Origin of the sequence: Leifsonia sp. 22587, assembly GCF_052044215.1 — a bacterium.
Taxonomy (GTDB): domain Bacteria; phylum Actinomycetota; class Actinomycetes; order Actinomycetales; family Microbacteriaceae; genus Leifsonia; species Leifsonia shinshuensis_C.
Genome location: NZ_JBQENB010000001.1, coordinates 369,026 through 386,053 on the forward strand (window position 1 = coordinate 369,026; position 17,028 = coordinate 386,053).

Genomic DNA, 17,028 nt, shown 5'->3' on the forward strand with positions numbered 1-17,028 from the left:
GGATCGGGCGTTTGACTGCATTTGACTACATCTGGTTCTCGGCCCCGCCAAGAAAGCGGGTTCGGAGCCGCGCGGTCATCAAAGTACGGCGATCCAACACGGCGGTCCAACCAAGATGGGAGCGGGAAGCGCGGCGAGTCACCCGCACGGCGTGAGCGCGGCGACGCCGGATGTGAGCGTCGCGGTCCCTCCGATGAGGACGACTTGGGTTGCGCCGAGGCCGTTGATGTCTGCGAGCACCTGTTGCGGGACGCACCCGGCGGGCACCGAGTAGAGCGGTGCCTCAGCGATTCCGCCTGCCCACGGTCCGGCGCTGAGCGCGTCTGGGAAATTCGTTCCAGTCGCGAGGAACACGGTGGAAGACCCCGGCTGGGCTCCGTTGCTCCCGCTGGTGTTGTAAAAGCCCTCGTTGAGGCGCTCTGCCGTTTCGTAACGGTCCTGACCGGCCCAGCGTGACACGATCGCTCCGCCGGTGTTGAGGTCGGCCTCGACACCGCTTGAGACGCTCGCCGTGCCGCCTACGATGTCGATACGTGACGGCCCGAGTGCGTTCAGCGCGGTGACGTCGCCGTCCGAGAGCCATGGCTCGCGCCCGTCGAGGAGAAGGATAGGCTCCTGAAACGATGCGGCGACCGCTCCTGCAGCCAGTGCGTCCGGGAAGTTGTTGGCGGTGGCGATGAACACGCCGGAGGACCCATTGGGGAAGGCGTTCGCGGCAACGGCCCGGCTCGTGGCATAGCGGTCGGAGCCCGCCCAGCGCACCGTGTCGGACACCAGGCCGTGCAACTCGCTGAACACCGACGCGCTTACAGAAACCGGACCGCCAACGACGACGATCTTGCTCGGCTTCAGCCGGGAGATCTCATCCGAGACCTGACCAGGAATCCAGCCAGGTGCCGTCAGCAGAACCGGTCCGCCCATCGCAGCCGCGGCCGGCCCGGCGGAGAGGGCGTCCGGGAAGTTCTGTCCATCCGCGATGAACACAACCGGGGCACCGGCCGGAAACTCCTGCTCCGACACCGCTACCGACGTGCTGTAGCGGTCGCCGCCCGCGATGCGATCGATCTCGATCACCCGTTGTGAGTACGCCTTCGTGACGGCCCCGCCGATGGCATCGGTGGCGGTGATCGAATACGAGAACGTGCCACCGGCCGCAGGGACGCCCGAAAGGACGCCACTCGCGCTGTCGAGTGCGATGCCTGTGGGGAGGGCTCCGCTCGTGACCGCGTAGGTGATCGCGCCGACCCCGCTAGCGGTGAACCGCTCCGAGTAGTCCACGCCCTGCACCAGGGAAGCCAAAGGTGCAGCGGAGGTGATGACGATCGGTGCAGAGTACACACGGATGTCGAGCGCCGTCGGCATGTATACATTGCCCGTGGACTGATTGACGGCGAGTTGCTCCCCGATGCCGGCGGTCGGGTCAGGGACGTCGCCGGCGACGGTGTTCGTAGCCCCGTCGACATCGACGAGGTCGGTCGGGAAGGCGGCGATGAACACCTGGTCCGTGGCGGCATTCACCGCGGTGTGCCCGCCGTTGGGAATCGTCCCGATGATCGTGTCCGTCGCTCCGCTGACGATCGTCTCCACGAGCAGGCCACCCGCGGTGTTCGGTGGTTGACTCCACAGATACACGTCGTTGTTCGCCTCGTCGGCTGTGGCGCCGTAGACCGTGCCGCTGATCGCGACGTTCGCCCGGACGGTGGCGGTGGCGCCGTCGATGACCGCCAGGCCAGTGCTGGATGTGGCGTAGACCGTGTTCGTCACACTGTTCACCGACACCCAGGCCGTTGCCGGCGCCGCGATCGATGTCACAGCATTGGTCGCGCCGTCGAGGACGAACACGGCGCCCGCCGACGCCATATACACCCGGTCGGTCTGCGGATCGACAGCGATCCCCGTCGCCACCGCCGGCAGAGCGATCGTCGCGCTGATCCTGTTTGTGGAACCGTCGATCACCGCGACCTCGGCGCTCGACGGGCTGATGACGTAGACGGCGTGCGTGGCCGGGTCGACGGCGACAGACTCCTGGCGGAGGTAGCCGGCCGGGAACCCGAGCGGGATGGCCGTGATCAGTGCGTTCGTGGCGCCGTCGATCGCGTCTAGTTCTTCGGACTTGTAACCCGACGAGTAGATGACCCCGGTCGAACTGTCCACTGCGACGGACATCGAGCCTGCAGCGGGCGCGATGGGGTTCGTGGGGACGAGACCGACCGAGATGGAGGCAGACGCAGGTGCTGTGAACACGAGCAGGGCGGCGAGCCCAGCCAGTGCACTTGCACCCGCGATCAGAGGGGTGAGAACACGACGGTGTCCTGACGCGATTCGGTTCACGTGGGCTCGTTCCTTGAAGCGCTCCGACGAGCGCACGGAGGCTCATCATCGCGGATGCGCCAGGATGTGTAAACGCCCCCGTTCGGGCGCTCCTGATTCCCCGCTGTGCGTTTGTTTTCTCGGGATGCGGCCACCCTGGATGGGCCTGTCGTGCGATGGAGGATCGCGCGGGCGTGGTGGCGGGAATGCTCGATGGCTACTTCGAAGGCTCGTCCTACTCGACGCTAAGGCTCGTCCTGATGGCGGTGTCCAGCAGGTGCGCGACGGCGGAGCGTGCGCTCTCGGGGAACCCCGAATAGAGCGCGGCGTGGGCCGCGGCGCCGTCGAACATCAGAGTGAGTTGCTCGGCCAGCTCGTGCGGGTGGTCTGCGCCCGCCGCGGTCGCTTCGCGCTCGAAATACGCGGTGTAGAGGTCCTTGTAGTGTCGTGCCACCAGCGCGGCCGGATGCTCCCTGCTGCGCACTTCGGTCGCAATGTTGACGAAAGGGCACCCGAAGTACTCGTCGTTGTCTGCGACCTCCGAGAGGGCGTCGAAGACATCGAGAATGCGTTGGCGTGGCGTCCTGGCGCCGTCCGGGTGGAAGAACTGCGCGAACACGTTCGATCCGACCTCGTTCAGTGTGTCGGCCACCAGCGCGTCCTTCGTCTGGAAGTGCTGGTACAGGGAGCGTTTGGAGACGCGCGCCTCCTGTGCGATGCGATCGACTCCCACCGCCCCGACGCCGTACCGGATGAAGAGGTGCGCCGCCGCCGCGAGGATGCGTGCTCGCGGCGGCAGCCGCCCCGGGGGAGGCCCGTCCGGCACTGTTCCGGGCTGCCGGACGGGCGGCTGAGCGATCTCAGGAAGATGCGGGTTGGTCATCGCGCCTGGTCTTCCTGCGACAGCGATGCCTGCGACAGCGATGCCTGCGACAGCGACGGGTACAGGGCTTCGACTCCCCCGGGAAGGCCGGCGCGGATGCTGCGGCTCTCTTCGTCGGCGAACACCTCGAATTCGCGGTTCTCAATGGCGTCGACCGCGAGACGTGCGACGTCCGCCGGGTCCTCCTTCGGAGCGTCGAACACCCGCGAGAAGTCCGTGTCCATCAGGGCGACGTAGAGTCCGCCGACCCGGGTGCCCTGGCCGGCGAGATCCTGCCGGAGGCCGTCGGTCAGCGACCACTCCGCCGCCTTCGAGGCGCTGTAGCCGCCGATGAAGGGAACGTTGAGCCAGGAGTATGCGGACAGGATGTTGAGCACGTAGCTCTCCGCGTGCTCGCCCAGCTGCGGTGCGAAGGCCCGTGTGACGGAGAGAGTGCCGAAGAAGTTGGTCTCGAACTCGTGGCGGATATGGGCGAGCTCGCCTCCCAGCAGCGACGATCCGGTGACGACCCCCGCGTTGTTCACGAGGATCGCCGCGTTCCCGACCGAGGCGGCGGCGGCGGCCACGGAAGCCGGGTCGGTGATGTCCAGCCGGAGGGGCGTCACCCCTGCGAGATCGACGGAGTCCGGATTTCGGGCGCCGGCGAACACATTCGCTCCGCTGTCGCGCAGTTGCCTGGCGATGTGTCGCCCCAATCCGCGATTCGCTCCGGTGACCACTGCGGTGGTGTGTTCAAGCTTCATTCTCGATCCCTCCATCTGGGTTGTGTGATCCAACCTAGCTATCTGAGTGGGATGGGGCAACTCAGGTACACTCGAAGGATGGGTTCGATACCGGAAGACGACACCTGCTCCATCGCACGAAGCCTGGGCGTGCTGGGTGAACGTTGGACGCTGCTGATCATCCGCGACGCCCTCGAGGGCTTCACCCGCTTCCAGGAGTTCCGGCGCAGTCTCGGAGTGGCAGCAGACGTCCTGACGGCGCGGCTCGCGATGCTCGTGGAGCACGGCGTGATGACGAAGGTGGACTACCAGGAACCCGGTGAGAGGCGCCGCTCCGAGTATCGGCTGACCGAGGCCGGGAGGGAGCTGTACGTCGTCCTCTCGGCGTTGCAGCAGTGGGGGGACCGCCACGTTCCCGCCGATGCGGGACCCAGCCTGAAGCGGGTGGACGTGGAGACGGGGGCGTCCGTGCATGTCGGCTTCGTGGGCGACGACGGAATGGAGCTTCCGCCCGCCCGCGTCGAGCTCAGGCCGACCGAGTCGTATTCACCGCTGCGGCGGCGATTGCACGAGGAACGGCAGGCGCGCGCCGGGTCGCGCTGAACGCGTCCGGCCGGTGCCATCGCCATAGTAGGTTCATCTCATGACTCGCCCCGAAGCGCTGAGACAGAGTGCCGTCGTTTCGACCGGAACAGCATCATGAGCGACATGGACGACCTGCTCGCGGTTCTCGAGGCGCACGAGCGCGAGCTGCAGTTCGAGCGGATGGACCACGATCTGGCGTGGGAACTCGGGGTGTACCTTCGCGAGCGTGCGGCGCAGGCAGGTCATGGGATCGTGATCGATGTCGCCCTCGGCGAGCAGGACGTCTTCCGGGCGGCGCTGCCCGGAACGACGTCGCACAACGACAAGTGGATCGATCGCAAGAAGCGCACCGTCCGCGAATGGGGCACCAGCACGTACCTCGCCGGGCTGCGCTTCCCGCTCTACAACCCGCCCTTCTCGCTCGAGACGGCCCCCTGGGTGGATGCCCGGCTCTACTCGGGCAGCGGAGGAGGATTCCCGCTCACGGTGCGTGGAGCGGGCGTGGTCGGCACCATCGCGGTCAGCGGTCTCCCTCCCGAACTCGACCACGCCTTCATCGTCGAGTCGTTGCGCGACTTCCTACGCCGCCCGGCCGTGCATTAGGGGGGCGTTCGAATGCCGCAGGTCGACCCGCTGCCGCACCTGGCGCGTCGTGTGACCTCCATCGATGTCGCCAAGGCGGCCGGCTGCTCGCAGGCCGCCGTCTCACTCTGGGTCACCGGCAAGCACGAAGGCCGGCTCAGCGAAGAGCTGCAGAAACGAATCGCCAAGGCCGTCGCGGATCTCGGCTATGTGCCGAACCGCACCGCCCGGCGGCTCACCGCGGGGTCGTCGCGATCGGTGTCGTTCATCTTCCCCGGGTTCTCCTACCACTTCTTCGGATCGATCCTGGAGGGTGTCGGGGGAGTGCTCGACGATGCGTGGGAGCTGACCTTCCATGACTCCCGGCCGGGCCGGGCCCACCCCGACCGCCCCAACGTGGTCAGCAGCTCCGTTTTCGCGGATACCACAGGAGTCATCCTTGCCAGCCCGTCCGCCGCCGAGGTGGAGGCGATCGGGAAGGTGGGCGCCGCCGCGGTGCTCGTCGACTCGCCCGAGGCACCGCCCGGCACCTCCCGGGTGAGCTTCGAACTCGTGGAAAGCCTCCGAGAGGTGGCGGAGGATCTTCACCGTCTCGGCCATCGCCGGGTGGGCTATGTGTCCTTCGTCGCCAATTCGCTCACCCTGGCGAGCCGCCGGGCCGCAGTGGTCTCCGCCTTCAAGGCGCGCGGACTCAAGGTGGTCGGGCCGGACCTGCGGCTGGAGAGCCTGGACATGGGCGCCATCGCCGAGCGGTTCGCGCAGAAGTGGCCCGAATGGCGAGCCGCGGGAGTCACCGCGGTCTTGTGCGCCGACGATCGCCACGCGTTCGGAGTCATCCGGGCTGCCCGGGGGATGAACCTGCGGATTCCGGACGACTTCTCCCTCGTCGCGTTCAACGACACGGATGCCGCGGCGATCGTCGACCCCGCATTGAGTTCGATCCGGCTGCCGTCGGTGGCGATCGGAGCTGCTGCCGGCCAGGCGCTCAAAGACCTGGTCACGGAAGGGAACGCGCGAGAGATCGCGGTGGCGACGCAGTACATCCCCCGGACGTCGACCGGGATGACCCCCGCCGAGTAGCGAGCTGTCGCACTCGGAACCGACACAAAGCAAGCGCGTTATACGTATTGCGTTATACGCATAACGTCATTAGCTTCGTTCTCACTCGGATGAAACGGTGCAGCTCAGCCCGATGAATGAGCCCCCTGTAGCGCCGCTTCTGCCTCCTGAGTTCAACGAGGAATAGGAGCACCACAGTGACCAAGAAGATTCGGATGGTGGCTACAACGGTCGCCGCCATCGCCATCGCCTCGCTCGCTCTGAGCGGCTGCTCGAGCAGCGCAGGCGGAGAAGCGGGCGGAAAGAAGACCGTCGCCTTCGTCTCGACCCAGGCGGCGGGCGACGATTCGGGCGTCGACGACCTCGTCGCCGGGCTGAAGAAGATCAAGACCGCGGACGACGTCAACACCAAGTACGTCGAGTCGACCGACCCGTCGGGGTACGAGAGCTCGATCCGCAACGTCGCGCAGTCGGGCGCGAACGTGATCGCCGGGGCGTTCCCGGACATCACGAACGCCCTCAACGGCGTGGCCCCGGATTTCCCGGACACGCAGTTCGTCCACATCTTCGCCGACCCGCCCCAGAAGAAGATCGCGAACCTCACCACGGTGAGCTTCGACGTCTACAAGGCGCTGTACCTGTCCGGGTACGCGGCAGGCACGTTGACGAAGTCGAATACGGTCGGGTGGATCGGTGGCGCCGGTTCCCCGCTGCTCTACGCGAACTTCCACGCATACAAGGCCGGCGCCGAGGCCGCCAATCCCCGTGTGAAGGTGCTGAGCGGCATCGTGGGCTCGTTCTCCGACCCGTCGAAGGCCCGTGACATCGCTCTCGGAATGATCTCCCAGGGTGCCGACCTCCTCCAGACCGACGCCGGCGGCAGCTCGGTCGGCATCATCCAGGCGGCGGCCACCGCCAACGCCCTCGTGTTCACGGACGCCTCTGCCGCGGTCGCCCAGCAGAACCCGAAGACGGTCGTCGGCCTGACGTACCTGCGATTCGGCGATGCACTCAAGGAGGCCGTCACTCGGATCCTGAAGTCCGGCAAGTCCCTGGGCACCTACGCCGCCTCGCTCGACAAGGACCTGGTCGGAGTGCAGATCGCCGACAGCTTCCTGAACGGCGGCTCCGACCGTGTCGCCGACGTGAAAGCCCTGCAACCCAAGCTCGACGACCTGAAGAAGCAGATCGTCGACGGCTCCGTGAAAGTCGCCTACGACACCGACGGCATCTGAAGCCGCTCCCTCCACCCATCCCTCCGCTGAAACGATGAGGTCATCCGTCATGCTCGGCCCCCGTCTCGACGTCGCAGACGTCACCATGAGGTTCGGCGACTTCGCCGCCCTCTCGGAAGTCAATGTCAGCTTCGAGCCGGGAGCCGTGCATGCGGTCGTCGGTCAGAACGGGGCAGGTAAGACGACCTTCGCCCGTGTCGTCTGTGGGCTGTACGAGCCCACAGACGGCACGGTCTCCCTCGACGGTGTCCGGCTCCAGGCCGGCGATGTCGTCGGAGCCCGCAAGCAGGGCGTCGACATGGTGCACCAGCATTTCAGCTCGCCGCCGTCGATGACGATCGCAGAGTGTCTCGAGCTGTTCTCCGCCGACACGAAACCTCTCTACTCGCGGCGAAAGCTGGAGCAGCACTGGCAGCGACGTGCGGACGAGGCGGGCTTGGGCCTCGACGTGCGCATCCGGGTGCGCGACCTGTCGGTTCCGCAGCGTCAGTCCCTGGAGATCACCCGGGCGCTGGTGGGCGATGCCCGGGTGCTGATCTTCGATGAGCCCACGGCCGCCATTCCGGCGAGCGAGGTTCCTGCACTGTTCGAGCGCATCCGGGGGCTCGCTGCACGGGGCCTCACCGTGATCGTGGTGCTGCACAAACTCGCCGAAGTGTTCGCTGTGGCGGACACCGTGACCGTGCTCGAGAAGGGCAGGGTGTCCCTGCCGCTGACCCCGGCGCGCGAACTCACGCCCGAGACCGTGGCCGGGCACATCATCGGTCAGCAGCGAACCGACGACGTCGTGGAGCTGGTCGACAGCGGGGGAGTCAGCTACGTCGGCGCCGCACTCCCGGCGGACGCTGAACCGCTTCTGCGGGCCAGCGGCCTGTCGACCAAGGACTCGTCCAACGACGCGGCCCTCTCAGAGGTCGAGCTCGAGTTGCGTCCGGGCGAGATCGTCGGCATCGCCGGGGTGGAAGGGAACGGTCAGCGCTCCCTCGTCGAGGCGATCGTCGGCCTCACCCCCGTCACCGGTTCCCTCACGCTCGACGGCACGGAGATCGGACGCGCGTCTGTGATCGGTCGCCGCCGCGCCGGAATCAGAGCCGTCCCGTTCGAGAGGAACCTCGAGGGGGTCAGCTCGACCAGCCCGCTCTGGGCGAACGTCGCGATATCCGACGTCCTCATGCAGACGAAAGCCTTCATCAACCGATCGAAACTCCGGGGTTCGGTCTCCGCCCGCCTGGACACCTGGAGTGTCGCGTACCGGTCGGTGGATCAGGCAGCAGGGCAGCTCTCCGGCGGCAACATCCAGCGCGCGATCCTCGCCCGCGAGATCGACGACAACGCCCGGCTCGTCCTCGCCGCCCAGCCCACCCGGGGGCTCGACATCGGCGCGATCGCCTTTGTGCAGAAGTCTCTCGCCGACGTCGCCGCTCGCGGCGGAGCCGTCCTCCTGGTCTCGAGCGATCTCGACGAACTCCGCGCTCTCTCGACGCGCATCCTGGTCCTCCGAGGCGGTCGCATCGTGGCCGAGATGCCGCCGACAGCCTCGCTCATCGAAATCGGAACGGAAATGGTCGGTGCCGCTCATGCATAGGCTCTCCGCCTTCGGGCGCTCCGCGGCGATGGTCATCGCAGCCTTCGCCCTGGGCTCCCTCGTCTTCCTGGCCTCCGGCTACAACGTGTCCTCCGTCTGGAGCGGCACCGTGCAAGGCGCCATCACGGCACCCGGCGCGCTGCAGAACACGCTGCGCTGGACCATCCCGCTGGTGATCGCCGGTCTCGGTGTCCTCGTGTCCTTCCGCGCCGGGTTCTTCAATGTCGGCGCACAGGGGCAGATCTACCTGGGCGCTCTCGCGGCCACGGTCGTCGGGCTGACGGTCCACGTCCCAGGGCCGCTGCTCAGCGTGCTCTGCGCGGTCGCCGGCATGGTCGGCGGTGCCCTGTGGGCCTTGATCGCCGCCGTGCTGAAGGTGGTGTTCGGCACCGATGAGGTGCTCTCCACGCTGATGCTCAACTTCATCGCGGTGCTCCTGGTGCAGTACGTGGCAGGTGGCCCGTTGCGGGACAAGGCCGGGTCGAGCGCCGTCGCGTCCACCACAGCGCTACCGCAGGATGCTCGCGTTTCGAACGGACTGGGAGTGTCGGCCGCCCTGCTCATCATCGCCGTGCTCGCTGTCGTGCTGGTCTGGGTGTGGGCATCGTCCACTCGCAGTGGACTCACCACGGAACTGCTGGGGCGGAACCCCGTCGTCGTGCGCTGGCAGGGTGCGTCGTCGAGCCGGCTGGCGTTCGTGTGCTTCGGCGCAGCGGGAGCCGCGGCCGGTCTCGCGGGCAGCCTGGACGTGCTCGGCCCCGCCGGCCGGCTCGTCGCCGGCTTCTCGCCCGACATCGGCTTCACCGCGGTGCTCGTTGCCCTGGTCGGGATGTTGACCGTGCCCGGCGTCGTCCTCGCCGGGCTGCTGTTCGGCGGACTGCAGGCCGCCCTCCAGTACCTCCCGACCGTCTCGGACATTCCCCGCTCCGCGCTCGACCTCATCCAGGGGCTCATCGCCGTGCTGATCACTCTGCAGGTGCGCAGCGTCTGGCGGAGGCGAGCCCGCGCGCCGAAACCCGATCAGAACATCCCCGAACCATCCCCGACAGCAGCGGAGACAGCAGATGTATGAGTTCCTCGCCACCGCAATACGCGACGCCGCCCCGCTCCTCTGGGTGGCCCTCGGCGGCCTCCTGGCTTACCGCGTCGGAGTGTTCAATCTGGGTCTCGAGGGGCTCATGGCGATCGCCGCCTTCACCGCGGTCGCGGCGGCCAAGGCGACGGGCAGCATCGCCCTGACTCTGCTCATCACCGCCGCCGTCACCGTCGCCGTGTCGATCGTCTACTGGCTGTGCATCACCATCCTCAAAGGCGACGTCATCATCGTCGGCATCGGCCTCTCGACCGTCGGGCTGGCGCTCACAGTGTTCATGCTCAACGTCTTCTACGGCTCTCAAGCGACGGCGAATGCGCCGGTGGCGCTTCCGGCGCCCATCCCCTCCACTGTCCGCGGTGGGCCGATGCAGATCATGGCAGGGATGTCCATCCTTGTGTGGATCCTCCCCTTCGTCGCTCTGATCGTCTGGGTTGTGCTGCGCCGGACCCAGGCCGGGCTGGTCATGAACGCGGTCGGCGAATTCCCGTTCGCGGCGCGCAGTGCCGGCCAGTCGCCTACCGTAGTCCGTTTCTGGGCCATCGCCGCAGGAGGCGTCCTGATCGCGATGGGGGGAGCGGAGCTCTCGCTCGGGGGCCTCGACTCCTTCAGCCAGGACATGACGGCCGGCCGGGGATTCCTCGCCTTCTCCGCCCTCATCTTCGGCGGGGGAACGGTGTGGGGTGTCGTCGGAGCGTGCGCCTTCTTCGGCGTCGCCAACGCGCTCGGCATCCTCGCCCAGGTGCAGGGATGGAGTCTGCCGACCGAGTTCCTCCTCGCCATCCCCTACATCCTCACGATCCTCGCCGTGACCGTCGCCGCCTACATCGCCAAGCGCGCCGGCGGCAACATCGCCACCTTCGCGGAACTCCGCGATTGACGTCCTGCACAAGAGAAAGACAGCCATGCCCTCCTCCGACTCCCTGTCCTCGACCGACCGCGCGCACCTCGAGCACGCGGTGCGGCTCGCCACCGAGAACGTCGCCGCCGGCGGCGGCCCGTTCGGCGCCGTCCTCGTCGACGCGGACGGCGCCGTCGTCTCCGTCGGCCAGAACCGCGTCACGCGCGACAACGACCCCACCGCGCACGCCGAGATCGTCGCCTTGCGAGCCGCCGGCCGCCTGCGCGACGACTTCAACCTCTCCGGTCTGACCCTCTACTCCTCGTGCGAACCGTGCCCGATGTGCCTGGCCTCGAGCCTGTGGGCGCGGGTGGACCGGGTGGTCTTCGCCGCGGACCGCTACGACGCGGCCGACGGCGGCTTCGACGACCTCGCCTTCTACGACCTCTTCGCCCGAGACCGCAAAACCTGGGAGACACCGGTGGAATCGCACCCCCTCCCCGGCCGGGCGACGCCGTTCGACGCGTGGAAGTCGAACACGACCCGCGTCGACTACTGACGCGAATCCCGATAGGAGCACCATGAAGAACACGTCCGTCCGCCCGGTCATCATCGGGTCCGGGATGATCGCCGTCAGTCACGCCCGCGCGCTCGCTGACATCGGGATCGCTCCCGCGGTCGTCTGGAGCCCCAGTCCGGCGAACCGCGACCGGTTCGCCGCCGACTGGGACGCCGTGTCCGCGCTCTCCTTGACCCAAGCGCTGGACACTCCCGGTGTCACCCACGTGCATGTGTGCTCGACGCCGATGAACCATCTCGACCCCATCCGGGAGGCCGCGGAGCGCGGACTGGCGATCGTCAGCGAGAAGCCGCTCGCTCCGACCGGAGAGCTCGCCTCCGAGGCTCTGGAGTACGTGCAGTCCCACGACGTCGCTCACTTCCTCAACTTCAACCGCCGGCAGGACGAAGGCATCCAGCTGCTCCGTGCCGCGATCGGCGCCGGAGACCTCGGCGCGCCCGTCTCGGTGTTCGGGCACTACCGCCAGCAGTGGAACGCCACTCCGAGCGGGCTCGACTGGCGGTACGACCCGCAGCAGGTCGGCCCTTCCCGCACTGTCACCGAGATCGGCTCGCACTGGCTCGACCTCGCGGAGTTCGTGCTCGGGGACCACATCGGCGAGGCGAGCGGGCTCCTGTCGAGCATGGGAGAGCGCGATTACGACACCGGCTCGGCGTCCGGCCGGGTGAACCCGCCCAACGACGACCTGTTCGCCGCGCTGCTCCGATTCGACTCGGGCGTCGTCGGACAGGTCTACGGGACCGAGCTCTCCCACGGCTCGTTCGACGAGATCGAACTGCGCGTCGACGGCACCCTCGGGTCGGCGGTCTGGACCTCCGGGCACCCCAACCTGCTCCGCATCGGCGACAAGACCTCCGGGCTGCGCACGCTGGGACTTGACGCGCCCACATCATCCCTCGGGCGGAGCATCGCCGCCATCTACGGGGGTGAGGCGGAGGAACGCGGAGTCGCCACCTTCGTCGACGGGCTCAGCAACGCACTCGCGATGGACGCCATCCGGCTGTCCGCGCAGACCAACACCTGGAAGGAAACACGATAGTGAACCGCAATCAGGCACCTCTCGGCTTCACCCTCATCGGGAGCACAGCACTCGTCACCGGCGCTGCAGGCGGCATGGGCCGCGCCATCACCGCCGCCCTGCTCAACGCTGGCGCGACCACCGTCTACGCCTGGGACCGGCTGCCCACCGACAGCGACGGAGTCACCTCGCAGATCGTCGATCTCGCCGACACCACGGATGTCGAGCGTGCCCTCGCCGCGCTCGAAGGCACCCCCGAGATCGTCGTGAACGCCGCCGGGTTCCAGGTCGCACGCCCCACCTTCTCCGTCGACACCGACGACTTCCGCCGCACCCTGGACATCAACCTCACCAGCCCGTACGTCATCCAGCGTGAGATCGCCCGGCGTCTGGCCGACGAGGACAGGGAGGGCGCGTTCATCAACATCACCTCGGTCGCCGGCAAGCACGGCTTCAGCAATCAGGTCGACTACACGACCTCGAAGGCGGCACTGATCGGGCTCACCCGGGCCGCCGCCCTGGACCTCGCACCTGCCATCACCGTCAACGGCATCGCCCCCGGCACCGTCGACACGCCGATGATCGCGCAGGTCATCGCCGAGGTGGCCGCCCAGACCGGGCTCTCGCTGGAAGACCAGCGGGAGGCGTTCGTGTCCGGCATCCCCACCAAGCGGATGCAGCAGCCCAACGAAGTGGCTGCAGCCATCGTGTTCCTCGCCTCGGTCGCCGCGCGCTCGATCACCGGCGAGATCCTCAACGTCGACGGCGGGAGCACGCGTGACTGACGGGCGGCCCTCGGAACTGGCCCGCGAGGCCGCACGCACGCTCGCCGAGCTCACCGGCGTCACCCGGCACGAGATCGCCATCACTCTCGGCTCGGGGTGGAGGTCGGCTGCCGAGCTGATCGGCGACGTCGTCGCCGACATCCCCGCGGCAGAGGTGCCCGGATTCACCCCATCGGGTGTCGCCGGCCACTCGGGGCGGCTCCGGTCGATCCGGTTGGCCGACGGGAAGCATGTCCTCGTGATCGGCGCACGCACCCACCTCTACGAAGGGAAGGGCGTCGCCGCCGTGGTGCACGGAGTGCGCACGGCCGCCGCGGCCGGCGCCACGACGCTCATCCTGACGAACGGTGCGGGCGGGCTGAACCCCGCCTGGACCCCGGGCGAGCCCGTGCTGATCCGCGACCACATCAACCTGACAGCCACCTCGCCGATCGTGGGCGCCGAATTCGTCGACCTCACGGACCTGTACTCCCCGCGTCTGCGCGAGCTGGTCGGCTCCATCCGCCCGGGGATCGACGAGGGGGTGTACGTGCAGCTGCCGGGGCCCCACTACGAGACACCCGCCGAGATCGCGATGGTCCGCGCGATCGGCGGGGACATCGTCGGCATGTCGACCGCGCTCGAAGCCATCGCGGCGCGGCAGTGCGGACTGGAAGTCCTCGCGATCTCCCTGATCACCAACCTCGCCGCCGGGATCCAGAACGCGCCGCTCAGTCACCAGGAAGTACTGGAGGCCGGCGCCTCGGCGGAGGGCCGCCTCGGCCCGCTGCTTGCCGAGATCGTGAACACGGTGGGGGCTGCCAGATGATCGCGGACGACGTGTTCGCCCGCGCCGAGTCGTGGCTGCACAACGACCCCGACCCGGTCACACGGCAGGAGTTGACCAAGCTGCTCGACTGGGCACGCCAGGGTTCACCCGCCGCGCTCGCGGACCTCCGGGACCGGTTCTCCGGACGTCTGCAATTCGGAACCGCAGGCCTGCGCGGTGCGCTGGGAGCAGGCCCGAACCGGATGAACCGGGTATCCGTCGCCCACACCGCGGCGGGGCTCGCCGCCTACCTCAACGCCACCCCCGGCCCCCCGTCGGTCGTCATCGGCTTCGATGGCCGGACCAACTCGCACGCCTTCGCCATCGACACCGCCGAGATCATGGCCGCGGCAGGGATCACGACGTACCTTTTCGCTCGGCTGGGGCCGACGCCGCTGCTCGCCTTCGCCGTACGGGAGCTCGACGCCACAGCCGGCGTCATGGTGACGGCCAGCCACAACCCTGCCGGTGACAACGGCGTCAAGATCTACCTGGGAGGGCAGCACAAGGGCGCCCAGATCGTCGCGCCCGTCGACCAGGAGATCTCTGCACACATCGGCGCCGCCGCGGCGCTGCCCTACGCGGTGATCCCGCTCTCGTCCGATTTCGAGCTCGTCCCGGCGTGGGTGGGCCGGAAATACATCGCCGCCACCTCTTCCCTGGTCACCCGATCCCCAGTGGCGATGCGCGTGGTTCATACCGCGATGCACGGCGTGGGCTGGAAGACGGTGGAAGAGGTGGTGTCCGCGGCCGGCTTCTCCTCCGTGATCCCCGTGCCCGAACAGCAGCATCCCGATCCCCGTTTCCCGTCCGTGCGATTTCCGAACCCCGAGGAGCCGGGGGCTCTGGACCTCGCCTATGCACTCGCGACGGAACGCTCGGCCGAACTCATCATCGCCAACGACCCCGACGCCGACCGGCTCGCCGTCGCCGTTCCCGACGACCAGGGCTGGCGTCGACTGACCGGAAACGAGGTGGGCCTTCTGCTCGGCTGGGACGCCGCTGAACGGACTCGCGCACGCGGTGAGACGGGGACGCTGGCGTGCTCGGTTGTGAGTTCGCCGGCACTCGGGCAGGTGGCAGCCGACTATGGGCTCCGATTCGTGGAGACGCTCACGGGCTTCAAGCACATCGCGCGCGTCCCCGACCTGATCTTCGGGTTCGAGGAGGCGCTGGGCTACCTGGTGGACCCTGCCAAAGTGTCCGACAAGGATGGGATCTCCGCCGCTGTGGCGGTTCTGGACCTGGCATCCCGGTTGAAGCGGGAAGGTCGCTCGTTGGACGATCGGCTGCTCGAAGCCGCCCACCGGTTCGGCGCCCACGCATCGGAACAGGTGTCGATCCGGACAGCTCGGGTGAGCGATATCACCGAGACGATGGCAAGGCTGCGCCGCCGGCCGCCGGCCGTGTTCGCGGGTGCGGACGTCGTGGCGGTCGACGACTTCCTCCACGACGTGCGGGAGTTCGCACCGACGGACATGCTTCGCTTCCGGCTGGCCGACGGATCCAGGATCATCGTGCGTCCATCCGGCACCGAGCCCAAGCTGAAGGCCTACATCGACACGCACAGCAGGGTCGGGCGCCCGGAAGAACGCATTCGCATGGCCCGTGCGCGTGCGCGCGACCTGGCTGATGGAGTGCAGCGAGTACTCAGGGGTGCGTCCGCGGCCGGGGGCGGCCTCGATGACTGAGCCGGCACCGGGCGGTGGCGTGCGGTCGCTCGTCGCGGCCGCCGGATTGCCGTACTTCCCCATCGCGCTCTTCGCGCGGCTACCTCTCGCGATGACGCTGATCGGTTCCATCGCGATGATCACGATCGTCCGCGGCTCGCTCGCCGAGGCGGGTGCGGTATCCGGCGTGCTCGGGCTCACGTCGGCGTTCGTGGCCTCCGTGATCGGGATCGCCGCCGACCGGTGGGGCCAGCGGCCGGTCGTGCTCGTCGCCTGCATCGGGAATGCGATCGCGCTGACGAGCCTTGTCGCCCTGACCGTCGTGGGAGCCCCGCTATGGTCACTGCTCCTGGTCGCGGCTGCGGCCGGCGGCACATCCCCGCAGATCGGACCCATGGCGCGCGCTCGCTGGATCGGTCTGGCAGGAGGCCGGTCGCCGGCGGCTCTGACGTGGGCGATGGGTTACGAGTCGACGGCGGACGAGCTGACGTTCATCATCGGACCCCTCCTCGTGGCTCTTCTCGCCGGTGCCCTCTTCCCGGCCGCTCCGCTGCTGCTGGCCGCACTCGTGACGGCAGGCTTCGGCATCGCCTTCGCCGTGCATCCCACTCATGCCGCCGCCCGGGCATCGCGCGAGACCGTTCCTGCTGGGCCCGTCCGCGACGTCTTCTCACCCCGCGCCGTCGTCACCCTCGGAGGAATGGTGCTGATGGGCGCCTTCTGGGGAGGGTCTTTGACCACCCTGACCGGGTTCGCAAGCAGAGCCGGTCACCCGGCTCAGGCCGGTCTCATCTATGGTGTGATGGGGATTGCCGCCGGCGGCGTGGCCTTCGGCGCCGGTCTGCTGCCGAGCCGCTTTCGACTCACCTGGCGCTGGATGACCGGCGCTGGGATCCTCCTCATCGCCATGGTCGGTGCGTCCACGTCAGCCGATTCGGTCGTCCTGGCCGCCTGGTATTTCGGCGCCGGCATCGGGGTGGGCCTCACCATCGTGACCCTGTTCAGCCTCGCGGCGTCCGGCGCCCCCGCGGGCCGCTCGAGCACCGTGATGACCATCATGAACGCGGGGATGATCCTGGGGCAGGCGCTCACAACGACCGTCAATTCCCAGCTTGTGGCCGTTCGTGGGCCATCGGCCGGGCTAGTGACCCTGATCCTGGTCGGCGCCGGCATGCTGGCCGCGGCGTCGATCCGGGCGGCGATGCGAGAAGCTCCCCGCCCGTGTCGGACGGCGGCGCCATGACGGCGCCGTGAAAGGACGGGAGGGCACGA

General features: G+C 68.2%; 16 protein-coding genes. 13 read left to right on the forward strand and 3 right to left on the reverse strand.

What is annotated here, in order from left to right; translation table 11 throughout:
- Positions 1-138: 138 nt before the first annotated feature.
- The 3 genes from ACTJI1_RS01790 to ACTJI1_RS01800 form a co-directional block, all read right to left on the reverse strand.
- Positions 139-1,956: a cell wall-binding repeat-containing protein gene (locus ACTJI1_RS01790; protein WP_440741328.1), complete on the reverse strand. Its 1,818-nt coding sequence runs from the start codon at positions 1,954-1,956 to the stop codon at positions 139-141.
- Between the two features lie 589 nt (positions 1,957-2,545).
- Positions 2,546-3,193 (reverse strand): TetR/AcrR family transcriptional regulator, encoded by a 648-nt coding sequence (locus tag ACTJI1_RS01795; RefSeq protein ID WP_440741329.1) that lies wholly within the window; start codon positions 3,191-3,193, stop codon positions 2,546-2,548.
- Positions 3,190-3,936 carry an SDR family oxidoreductase gene (locus ACTJI1_RS01800; protein ID WP_440741330.1) on the reverse strand — a complete coding sequence of 249 codons (747 nt, stop codon included), beginning with the start codon at positions 3,934-3,936 and terminating at the stop codon, positions 3,190-3,192. The genes ACTJI1_RS01795 and ACTJI1_RS01800 overlap by 4 nt, the downstream gene beginning before the upstream one ends.
- Positions 3,937-4,014: 78 nt before the next feature.
- On the opposite strand from ACTJI1_RS01800, the gene ACTJI1_RS01805 reads away from it, so the two are divergent.
- The 13 genes from ACTJI1_RS01805 to ACTJI1_RS01865 all read left to right on the forward strand — a co-directional run bounded on the left by ACTJI1_RS01805 (position 4,015) and on the right by ACTJI1_RS01865 (position 16,999).
- The gene (locus ACTJI1_RS01805; protein ID WP_440741331.1) at positions 4,015-4,518 is read left to right on the forward strand and encodes a winged helix-turn-helix transcriptional regulator; all 504 of its coding nucleotides are present in this window, start codon (positions 4,015-4,017) and stop codon (positions 4,516-4,518) included.
- Between the two features lie 96 nt (positions 4,519-4,614).
- Positions 4,615-5,103, forward strand: a complete 489-nt coding sequence (locus tag ACTJI1_RS01810) for a heme-degrading domain-containing protein (protein ID WP_440741332.1) — start codon at positions 4,615-4,617, stop codon at positions 5,101-5,103.
- Positions 5,104-5,115: 12 nt separating this feature from the next.
- The gene (locus tag ACTJI1_RS01815; protein WP_440741333.1) at positions 5,116-6,162 is read left to right on the forward strand and encodes a LacI family DNA-binding transcriptional regulator; all 1,047 of its coding nucleotides are present in this window, start codon (positions 5,116-5,118) and stop codon (positions 6,160-6,162) included.
- A gap of 176 nt (positions 6,163-6,338) precedes the next feature.
- On the forward strand, positions 6,339-7,376 hold the full coding sequence (locus tag ACTJI1_RS01820; RefSeq protein WP_440741334.1) for a BMP family ABC transporter substrate-binding protein: 1,038 nt from the start codon (positions 6,339-6,341) through the stop codon (positions 7,374-7,376).
- A 34-nt stretch (positions 7,377-7,410) separates the two neighbouring features.
- On the forward strand, positions 7,411-8,961 hold the full coding sequence (locus ACTJI1_RS01825) for an ABC transporter ATP-binding protein (RefSeq protein WP_440741335.1): 1,551 nt from the start codon (positions 7,411-7,413) through the stop codon (positions 8,959-8,961).
- The gene (locus ACTJI1_RS01830; RefSeq protein ID WP_440741336.1) at positions 8,954-10,033 is read left to right on the forward strand and encodes an ABC transporter permease; all 1,080 of its coding nucleotides are present in this window, start codon (positions 8,954-8,956) and stop codon (positions 10,031-10,033) included. The genes ACTJI1_RS01825 and ACTJI1_RS01830 overlap by 8 nt, the downstream gene beginning before the upstream one ends.
- Positions 10,026-10,934, forward strand: coding sequence for an ABC transporter permease (locus ACTJI1_RS01835; RefSeq protein ID WP_440741337.1), 909 nt, complete (start codon positions 10,026-10,028; stop codon positions 10,932-10,934). Before ACTJI1_RS01830 ends, ACTJI1_RS01835 begins: the two co-directional genes overlap by 8 nt.
- Positions 10,935-10,959: 25 nt before the next feature.
- Positions 10,960-11,454: a nucleoside deaminase gene (locus ACTJI1_RS01840; protein ID WP_440741338.1), complete on the forward strand. Its 495-nt coding sequence runs from the start codon at positions 10,960-10,962 to the stop codon at positions 11,452-11,454.
- A 22-nt stretch (positions 11,455-11,476) separates the two neighbouring features.
- Entirely contained in the window at positions 11,477-12,514 is a 1,038-nt protein-coding gene (locus ACTJI1_RS01845) for a Gfo/Idh/MocA family protein (protein ID WP_440741339.1), read from the forward strand.
- A complete protein-coding gene (locus tag ACTJI1_RS01850) occupies positions 12,514-13,278 on the forward strand; it encodes an SDR family NAD(P)-dependent oxidoreductase (RefSeq protein WP_440741340.1) in 765 nt (254 codons plus the stop codon). The genes ACTJI1_RS01845 and ACTJI1_RS01850 overlap by 1 nt, the downstream gene beginning before the upstream one ends.
- A complete protein-coding gene (locus tag ACTJI1_RS01855; RefSeq protein ID WP_440741341.1) occupies positions 13,271-14,086 on the forward strand; it encodes a purine-nucleoside phosphorylase in 816 nt (271 codons plus the stop codon). The genes ACTJI1_RS01850 and ACTJI1_RS01855 overlap by 8 nt, the downstream gene beginning before the upstream one ends.
- Positions 14,083-15,777 carry a phospho-sugar mutase gene (locus ACTJI1_RS01860; RefSeq protein ID WP_440741342.1) on the forward strand — a complete coding sequence of 565 codons (1,695 nt, stop codon included), beginning with the start codon at positions 14,083-14,085 and terminating at the stop codon, positions 15,775-15,777. Before ACTJI1_RS01855 ends, ACTJI1_RS01860 begins: the two co-directional genes overlap by 4 nt.
- On the forward strand, positions 15,770-16,999 hold the full coding sequence (locus tag ACTJI1_RS01865; protein ID WP_440741343.1) for an MFS transporter: 1,230 nt from the start codon (positions 15,770-15,772) through the stop codon (positions 16,997-16,999). The genes ACTJI1_RS01860 and ACTJI1_RS01865 overlap by 8 nt, the downstream gene beginning before the upstream one ends.
- Positions 17,000-17,028: the final 29 nt, after the last annotated feature.